Raw genomic sequence first — 6896 nt, 5'->3', positions numbered from 1 at the left:
GGGTGGGTGGGGAGGAACGGAGGCTGGTCATGGGCGCTCACAGAGCGATGTCCAGGACGGCGAGGCCGGGGAAGATGGCGAAGACGATCACCAGCGGCAGCACGAAGAACACCACGGGGACCATCATCAGGATCTCGCGGCGGCCGGCAAGCTCCATGAGGTCGCGCTTGGAGGCCTCCCGGGCGTCCTGCGCCTGCGCCCGCAGCACCTCCGCGAGCGGAGTGCCGCGCTCGATGGCGATCGAGACGCCCTCCCCGAAGCGCGCGAGCGCCTCGAGGGGTGTGCGGTTGCCGAGCTGGACGAGGGCCTGGGAGACGCTCGAGCCGGCGCGGATCTCCGCCACGGTGCGCCCGAACTCCTCGGGCAGGGCGCCTCGGCTGGAGCGCGCGACCCTCTCCATCGCCGCGACGGGGCTCTCCCCGGCGGCGACGGCGAGCGCGAGCAGGTCCGCGACGGTGGGGAACTCGCGGGCCATGCGGGCTGCGCGACGGGCGACGGTGCGCTGCAGGAGGTGGTCGCGGCCCACGATCCCGATCACGCCCCCGAGCAGGACGATGAGAAGTCCCAGTAGCGGACTCGCACCGCGCGCGCCGACGGCGACGAAGGCGAGGACGAGCCCGACGACGAGCCCGGCGATGCCCCAGAGCACCTGTTCGACGCGGAACGCCTCGATGCCGCTGGTGCGGCCGGCCATGCGCAGCCTCTTCTCGAGCTGCTCGGATCCGCCCGTGAGGCGCTCGAGCAGGCCCAGCATGCGCTGTGCGACGGGGCCGAGGAGGGTGCGCACGAAGGTGCGGGCCCCGGAGGCGGAGGCACCGTGCTCGAGCAGCGCGCTGCCGCGGTCGCGGCGCAGGTAGGGATCGATGCGGGCGGCGAGGTCGCGCCGGCGCAGCCACGGGTTGCCGACCACCACGAGGGCGAGGCCGAGGCCCGCGACCAGCCCGATCCCCGCCCCGATCAGCACGGGTGCCGCCCCGCTCATCGCAGCACCCTCTCGTCCTGCGGGAGGCGCGCGATGAGCAGCATGACGCGGTAGGCGATCACGGAGACGACGCCCGCGCAGACGATGACGACGAGCCCGGCGGTCGAGTCGTAGGCCTGCGCGGCCTGCGGCCGGGTGGACATGAGCGCGAGCACGATCCAGGGGGCGGCCAGCGCGAGCCGGGAGGCGTTCACGGTCCAGGACTGGCGGGCCTCGAGCTCGGCGCGGGTGCGGGCGTCCTCCCGCAGGAAGGCGGAGAGGGTGCGCAGCAGCACGCCGAGGTCGGTGCCGCCCACGTCGCGGGTGACGCGCAGGGCCTCGACGATGCGATCGGCGACCGGATCCGCGAGGCGATCCTTGAGGCGATCGAGGCTGCTCGCGAAGTCGCCGCTGACCTGGTAGTCCCTCCCGAACTCCTCGAAGGGAGGGCGCAGCTCCTCCGGCCCTCGCCTTCCCACCTGGGCGAGCGCCTCGGGCAGGGACATGCCGGCGCGGATCGCGGAGTTCATGTGGTCCACGACCTCGGGCCAGAGCTCGCGCAGCTGGGTGCGGCGCCGGCGTGCGAGGGCGCGCAGCAGGATCGGAGGCAGCACGCTGACCACGGCGCCGATCGCCGCGGCCGGGACCGTCGCACCGGAGATCGACCAGACGAGGATCATGACGGCGAGACCGAGGCCCAGGCACATGACGGGGACGGCGCCCGCGGGCACGGAGCCGAGCCCCACTGCGATGAGGTCGTCGCGCACCCGATCCAGCCATCGCGAGACCGGTCCGTGCCGGGGCTCGTGCGCGGGGGACTCCCAGAAGGCGAGCCACACGAGCAGCAGCCCGATCCCCGCGACGAGGCCGATGAACGCGCCGTCGATCATGCGCGCTCCCTCGTCCCGAGCAGGCGCCCGAGGTCCAGGCCCGCGCGCTCGAAGCGCTCGGCGTGCGGCGGGTAGCCCTCGCCGCGCTCGAGCCGGCCGTCGCCGCTGCGATGGAAGATGTCGGCGATCTCGACGACGCCCTCCTCCGTGCGACCGGGCAGGGCGGCGATCTCGCGCACCTGCCGCTGGCCACCGGGGAGGATGTCGAGATGGACGACGAGGTCGATGCAGCTGGCGACGGTGGGCACGACGAAGCGGCTGGAGACGTTCTCGCCGGCGAGCAGCGGCAGCGTGCACAGCTTGGTGACGGCGTCGCGCGCGGAGTTCGCGTGGATGCTCGCCAGCCCCGGCAGCCCGCTGTTCAGCGCGATGAGCATGTCGAGGCTCTCCGCCTCGCGGACCTCCCCGACGACGATGCGGCTGGGCCGCATGCGCAGAGCCTCCTTCACGAGGCGGCGCAGCGTGACCTCTCCGGTGCCCTCGAGGTTCGGCTGTCGGGTCTGCATGCCGACGACGTCGCGCAGGCGCAGGTCGAGTTCGAAGACCTCCTCGATGGTGACCACGCGCTCGCGAGGACCGATCGCGGCGGCCAGACAGTTGAGCATGGTGGTCTTGCCGGCCCCTGTCGCCCCCGAGACGATCACGTTGAGCCCGGCGGCGACGGCGCCGTCGAGGAAGTCCGCGGCCTGCGAGGTCAGGGAGCCGAGCGCCACCAGGTCGCGCATGTCGTGCGCGCGGGCGACGAACTTCCGGATGTTCACCGACCAGTGCCTGCGGGAGATCGGGGGGATGAGCACGTGCAGCCGGCTGCCGTCGGGCATGAGGGCGTCCACGAACGGAGAGCTGAGGTCCAGGCGCCGGCCGGAGCTCACGAGCATGCGCTCGACGATCCCGCGGACCTCGTCGTCCGTGAGGACCACGGGCGTGAGCTCGCTGCGTCCGGAGCGCGCGCAGAAGATCTCGCTGGGCGAGTTCACCCAGATCTCCTCGACCTCGGGGTCGTCGAGGAACTCCTGGAGCGGGCCGAAGCCGCCGATCCTCGCGGCGACCTCCGCGACCACGGTCTCCGCATCGCGGACGACGGGGACGGCGCCGCCGGCCGAGCGCTGGTCGTAGTCGGTGACGACCTCACGGATAAGGGGTTCGAGCTGATCGGCGCGGGCGTCGAGACCCCGCCGCCTGATCAGCTCCCTGGCCTCGGCCTCGATGATGGCCGCCGCTTCCATCCGGTCCCCTTCATTGCTCCGTGTGCACGTGCCCCGCCGGCGCGGCACGGGTCCGTGATGCGCCTCTCAACGCTCGATACTGTACGGGGTCTGGGAATTCCCGGCGCGCCGATGTGGACAACTCCCGGGCGACGGCGCGCACGGACGGCCGCTGTGGACAGCCCCCACGACGCGCAGGCGTATGTGCGGGGAGTCGTCCTTCCCCGGTCTCGGCGGACCCTCCGCTTCTCTCGTCCGCGCCGGATGATCATCGTGATCGCGCCGGTCGCGACGGCTTCCCGTGGCACGATGGGCGCGTCCCTTCCCCCTGATTCCCGCGGAGGCAACGATGGCCGAGAACCCCAGCGGCACCGCCGACGACGAGAAGGTGCGTCTCAAGCGCCCCGCGATCATGTACATGATCAAGCGCGTCCTCAGCGAGTTCGGTCGCGATGGCGGCACCGACCAGGCCGCGAAGCTCACCTACTTCATGGTGCTCTCGATCGCACCGATGCTCCTGGCCGTGTTCTCCCTGGCCGCGCTCGTCCTCTCGAGCATCAAGGATCAGATCGCCAAGCTCGTCACCGACGCCGTGATGAACTCCGGCCTCGGACAGCAGCTCGGGGATTCGAAGACGCTCGAGGAGCTGGTGAACACCACACTCCAGAGCCTCATGGGCAAGGCATCCGGCGGCATCATCGCCCTGGTCATCGGCATCGCCGTGGCCCTCTGGTCCGCCTCGGCCTACGTCAAGGCGTTCTCCCGGGTCGCCAACCGCATCTACGAGATCCCCGAGGGCCGCAACCCCGTGCGCTTCACCCTCGGCATGCTCGCGGTCACCGCGGGCCTGGTCGTCGGTCTGCTGATCATCGGCATCTCCTTCATGCTCAACGCCACCATCGCCGAGAGCCTCCTGCGGCCGATCGCCGAGCCCCTGCACATGACCGGCTTCGTCGAGTTCCTCGTGACTTCCTTCCTGCCGATCTGGGCATGGCTCAAGTGGCCTGTCATCGTGGTCCTGATGTTCGTGCTGGTCTCGGTGCTCTACTGGGCGGCCCCGAACATCGCCAAGCCCTTCCGCCTGATCTCCCCCGGCGGCGTCTTCGCGATCATCGGCATCGCGGTGGCAGCGGTGGTCCTCTCGATCTACATGAGCACCTTCGCGAGCTACTCGAGCTACGGCGCGATCGGCGGCGTGATGGCGATCCTGTTCGCCCTGTGGGTGATGAACATCGTGATCATCCTGGGCGCCGAGGTCGACGCCGAGTACGAGCGCGCGAAGGAGCTGCAGGCGGGCCTGCCCGCGGAGAACGGCTTCGAGGTGCCGATGCGCGGGGAGAAGGGCGCGGAGAAGAAGGAGGCGAAGTACGAGAAGGTCGTCGACCAGGGGCGCGACCTGCGCCTGCAGAACCTCCACCGCGACCAGGACTCCTACACCGGCGAGAATGCCCGCATCGTCCCGCGGAACCCCACGGGCGCGATCCCTGCCCAGGGCGACGAGGACGCCGAGGATGCCGAGGACCCGACCGCCGCGGGAGACGGCGGCGAGGACCGAGAGGAACTCTCCGGCTCCTCCGATGCGGCCGACGGCGCGGACCGCTGACCCCGTCCCCGCTCCGCCCGCGGGCGGATCCTCTGCGGCGGGCTTCCGCCCGCGGTCGGACGCCCCGTCGGCCCCGGGAACCTAGGCTCTGGCCATGACCATCTCCCCGCCTCCCGAGGGCCGGACCGCCCCCGAGCCGGTGGACCCGCCGCCGAGCCGTCTCGACGCGCCCTTCCACTGGCTCGCGACGCACCCCCAGATCGTCGACGGCGTGCTCTTCGGCGGCATCGCCCTGCTGCTCGTGCTGGGATCGCTGCCGCTGGTGCCGTCGATGTCCGTGGACGGCTGGCTGATCTGGTCGATCCCGATGTTCATCGCCGGGGCGTTCCTGCGCACCCGCACGGGCTGGGCGACCCTGGCGATCGCCCTCCTCGCCATCGTGCACTTCCTGCTCGGGATGATCCTCGTCCTGGGCGACGTGATGATCTTCTACGCCCTGTACTGCGCGACCGTGCACGGGCGCGGGCGGGTGCCGACGCTCGCCCTCATCGGCGGCTTCATCGGCGCACTCCTGCAGTCCGTGGCGCTCGCGTTCGTGCTCGGGAACGGGGAGGTCTGGTACCTGCAGGTCATCGCGAGCATCGTCGTGTTCATGTTCGGATGCGCGCTCGTGCTCGCCACCTGGGCCACCGGCCGCTACCAGAGGGTGCGCGTGGACCAGCTGCGCATGGCCCGCGAGGCCGCCGCGCAGGCCGTGCGCGAGCGCGAGCAGCGCACCCGCCTCGCCGTGGCCGACGAGCGCGCCCGCATCGCCCGCGAGATGCACGACGTGGTCGCCCACTCGCTCTCGGTCATCATCGCCCAGGCCGACGGCGGCCGCTTCGTCGCCTCCCAGGACCCCACCAAGGCGACCGACGTGCTCGAGACGATCGGCAGCACCGGTCGGCGCGCCCTGGCCGACATGCGCAGCCTGCTCGGCGTGCTCCGCAGCGACGAGGCCCAGGACCTCGGCCCCCAGCCCGGCCTCGCCTCGCTCGACGAGCTCGTGGCGCAGGTGCGCGCCGCGGGCCTGCCGGTCGAGCTCGCCCAGGAGGGCGACATCACCGACCTGCCGGGCCCGATGGGGCTCACCCTGTACCGGGTGGCGCAGGAGGCCCTCACCAACGTCATGAAGCACGCGGGCTCCGGGGCCTCCGCCCGGGTCTCCCTGCGTCGCGACGACTCCCTGCTCGCCCTGGACGTCGAGGATGACGGGCAGGGTGTGGACCCGCAGTCCGACGGCCTCGGGCACGGCCACACCGGCATGCGCGAGCGTGTCAACATGTTCCGCGGCACCCTGCACACCGGTCCCCTGCCTGCGGGCGGGTACCGGGTCAGCGTGCGCATCCCCCTGAACGGAAGGACCCGATGATGTCACCGGAGCACACCCCCGAGCAGTCGCCGGACCCGGCCGTCGAGCCGTCGGCCGATCGCCCCCTGCGCATCGCCCTGGTGGACGACCAGCCGCTCGTGCGCGCCGGCTTCGCGATGGTCATCGACTCCCAGCCCGACCTCGAGATCGCCCTGCAGAGCGCCGACGGCGCCGAGGCGGTCGAGCAGCTGCGGTCGCACCGGGTGGACGTCGTGCTCATGGACGTGCGCATGCCCCGGCTGGACGGCATCGAGGCGACCCGGCAGATCCTCGAGGAGGCCCCCGAGGGCAGGGCGCCGAAGATCGTGGTGCTCACGACCTTCGACATCGACGACTACGTGATGGCGGCGATCCGGGCGGGCGCGAGCGGCTTCCTGCTCAAGGACGCCCAGCCCGAGGAGCTGCTGGCCGCGATCCGCACCGTGCACCGCGGGGACGCCGTGATCGCGCCGTCCGCCACGCGCCGGCTGATGGCGCAGATGGTGAGCACCCCTCCGCCCGAGGAGCGCGACGACTCGGTCCTCGAGGCCCTCACCGAGCGCGAGCGGGAGGTGCTCGCCCTGATGGCGCGCGGCTTCTCCAACCAGGAGATCGGCGCCGAGCTCTTCGTCGCCGAGGCCACCGTGAAGACCCACGTGGGCCGCGTGCTCGCCAAGCTCCGCGCCCGCGACCGCGTGCAGGCCGTCATCATCGCCTTCGAGAGCGGGCTGGTCACGCCCGGCTCCTGATCCAGGGACGCCCTCCGGCCCCGCGTCATACCCAGGGCGGAGAGTCCCGCCCGACCCCGGTGGGGCGGCGTGCGGGACAGGGACGACCGGACGCTGACGACACACCGTCCCCTGCACGGAGAGCATCGTGGTGTCCCGTCGCAGCCGGGATGCCGCCG

6 protein-coding genes are annotated in these 6896 nt (G+C 72.0%); 3 read left to right on the top strand and 3 right to left on the bottom strand.

The window, feature by feature from the left end; translation table 11 throughout:
* Positions 1–37: 37 nt before the first annotated feature.
* The 3 genes from MHY49_RS10810 to MHY49_RS10800 are packed head-to-tail and all read right to left on the bottom strand — an operon-like array spanning position 38 to position 3077.
* Complete coding sequence (locus tag MHY49_RS10810; RefSeq protein ID WP_239203981.1) at positions 38–982, bottom strand: type II secretion system F family protein; 945 nt, start codon at positions 980–982, stop codon at positions 38–40.
* Positions 979–1851 carry a type II secretion system F family protein gene (locus tag MHY49_RS10805; RefSeq protein ID WP_228357960.1) on the bottom strand — a complete coding sequence of 291 codons (873 nt, stop codon included), beginning with the start codon at positions 1849–1851 and terminating at the stop codon, positions 979–981. Before MHY49_RS10805 ends, MHY49_RS10810 begins: the two co-directional genes overlap by 4 nt.
* Complete coding sequence (locus MHY49_RS10800) at positions 1848–3077, bottom strand: CpaF family protein (protein WP_239203980.1); 1230 nt, start codon at positions 3075–3077, stop codon at positions 1848–1850. Before MHY49_RS10800 ends, MHY49_RS10805 begins: the two co-directional genes overlap by 4 nt.
* 328 nt (positions 3078–3405) lie before the next feature.
* Between MHY49_RS10800 and MHY49_RS10795 the strand changes: the two genes are divergently transcribed.
* The 3 genes from MHY49_RS10795 to MHY49_RS10785 all read left to right on the top strand — a co-directional run bounded on the left by MHY49_RS10795 (position 3406) and on the right by MHY49_RS10785 (position 6738).
* Positions 3406–4659: a YihY/virulence factor BrkB family protein gene (locus MHY49_RS10795; RefSeq protein ID WP_239203979.1), complete on the top strand. Its 1254-nt coding sequence runs from the start codon at positions 3406–3408 to the stop codon at positions 4657–4659.
* A 94-nt stretch (positions 4660–4753) separates the two neighbouring features.
* Complete coding sequence (locus tag MHY49_RS10790) at positions 4754–6010, top strand: sensor histidine kinase (protein ID WP_239203978.1); 1257 nt, start codon at positions 4754–4756, stop codon at positions 6008–6010.
* A complete protein-coding gene (locus MHY49_RS10785) occupies positions 6010–6738 on the top strand; it encodes a response regulator transcription factor (protein WP_239203977.1) in 729 nt (242 codons plus the stop codon). Before MHY49_RS10790 ends, MHY49_RS10785 begins: the two co-directional genes overlap by 1 nt.
* Positions 6739–6896: the final 158 nt, after the last annotated feature.

Source organism: Brachybacterium sp. ACRRE (assembly GCF_022346485.1).
GTDB lineage: Bacteria > Actinomycetota > Actinomycetes > Actinomycetales > Dermabacteraceae > Brachybacterium > Brachybacterium halotolerans.
This window is presented reverse-complemented; position numbering and strand designations above follow the sequence as displayed.